Source organism: Alistipes montrealensis, from assembly GCF_018362775.1.
GTDB lineage: Bacteria > Bacteroidota > Bacteroidia > Bacteroidales > Rikenellaceae > Alistipes > Alistipes montrealensis.
The window spans coordinates 1-1,776 of sequence record NZ_JAGYXY010000010.1 but is presented as its reverse complement, the minus strand read 5'-3'; the positions used below and the strand labels follow the sequence as shown (position 1 = coordinate 1,776).

The following is a 1,776-nucleotide window of genomic DNA, read 5'->3' as shown; positions in this document are numbered from 1 at the left end:
TTTTAAAATAAAAAGTTCACAAGCAAAGATATGAAAATGCTGCATCGTTTACAAATAAATTATTAAAAAAATTTACCAATATAACATATCCGCAGAGGATCGGCTGTTAACGGTTACGATTCGGACAATATGATTCTACGACGGTTACAGATTGTAATCGTCGTTTTTAGGCGTTTTCGGGTATTCCGGCCGAATATGTCTGATGTGTGACCTTCTGTGTATACACAAATCCGGCCTCAGAAACGCTCTTGAACCCGATCCAGGTCTGAATCCGGATACAATGTATCGAGCCGTTTCGAGAGGCGTTCCATGTCGCCGTCGAGTTTCGAGTGTGTGATGGTGGCATAAATTTGCGTAGTGCGGATATTCTTATGCCCCAGCAACTTACTGATAGTCTCGATTGCCATTCCCTGCGAAAGGGTGATCGTCGTGGCAAAGGTATGGCGGGCCGAGTGGAACGTAATGTGCCGCGGAATGCCTGCCAGGGACATGATGCGTTCGAGGCAGATGTTGCACCAGCCGTTGCTTGGAAGGTTGAATATCTGCGCGTTACGCTGTCTGGGCTTATATTTCAGCAGGATGGCATACGGAACGGCGAAAATCCGCACATTGACGGTAGCTCCGGTTTTGCGACGTGTCGTGCTGATCCACAACTGTTTACCATCCTGTTGAATGTGCTGGGATGTAAGCAGGCTGAGGTCGATATAGGAGAGCCCCGTGAAGCAACTGAACAAAAACGCATCCCGCACCAACTGCAAAGTAGCGTCGTCGAGCTCCAGGCGGATTAGTTTACGTATCTCGGCCATGGATAGATAGTTTCGAGTGACAAATTCGCTGTGCAGTTTGTAATTGGAGAAGAGGTCCTTGGACATGTAGCCCTTACTACGAGCCAGCATAAGCACGTGCTTGAGTGCGATCATGTAGATCCAAGTCGTGTTTTTCTTGTGTCCGCACTCCTGTGCGATGTACTGGTGAAACCCCGTCAGGAACTCCTTGTCAAGCTCTTTGAACAGCAAATCCTTGCGGTTGAACCGGTCGTTGACATAGCTTTCGAGATGGTTGTAAACACACCTATATTTATAATAGGTCGTTTTGCTGCGGCTGATTCCGACCATCCGGCTGAATTCTTCGTTGTGATGCTTGAAAAAAGCAAGCAGCGTTTCATTGCGCTGGTCGTTACCGAAATACATCTCCTTGACCATTCCCGGGGTGACCAGCGAATGCTCGTAGAATAACGTATTATAACATCGTTCGATGTGGAAGCGAATCTGAGCGAGTTGTTCGTTTGTACGTACGGCAACCGCGCTGCGTCCTGCCACTCGTCCCATACTCACACTCCACAAATTCGGATTCACAGATAGTTGCGTCGACAGCTGCGTCCGCTGTCCGTTGATCGTAATGCGTCCCATTATCGGTGTGTTCCCATTGCGTAAAGGCGCATTCTTCTTGATGTAAAACAGTACTTTGAACGTGTTTCTCATTCCCTTCTAACCTTTATTGAAACAATAAGTTAACCGCGATAAAGGTAATGATAAAGTTACTGCCGAATGGTATACTAATTGGACCAAATGTCTTATTTTGGCTAAGTTAACCCCTTTTTGACAGTAACTATCTGGTTACAGAACCCGGATACGCGGAGGTAACGCCTATTCATCTTACACGCTTAGTACCAAACTATTATGTTTTTTTAGGAAAAATCGGGCTTATTTCCTGCAATTATCATATATACAGAGGCTTAATATGCAAATTTTGGGATGCTAGATTTTTATTTTAAAA

The 1,776-nt window shown here is 45.6% G+C and carries 1 protein-coding gene; it reads right to left on the bottom strand.

The window, feature by feature from the left end; all coding sequences use genetic code 11:
• Window positions 1–236: 236 nt before the first annotated feature.
• Window positions 237–1,481, bottom strand: a complete 1,245-nt coding sequence (locus KG007_RS13885) for a site-specific integrase (RefSeq protein WP_213349746.1) — start codon at window positions 1,479–1,481, stop codon at window positions 237–239.
• Between the last annotated feature and the right edge of the window lie 295 nt (window positions 1,482–1,776).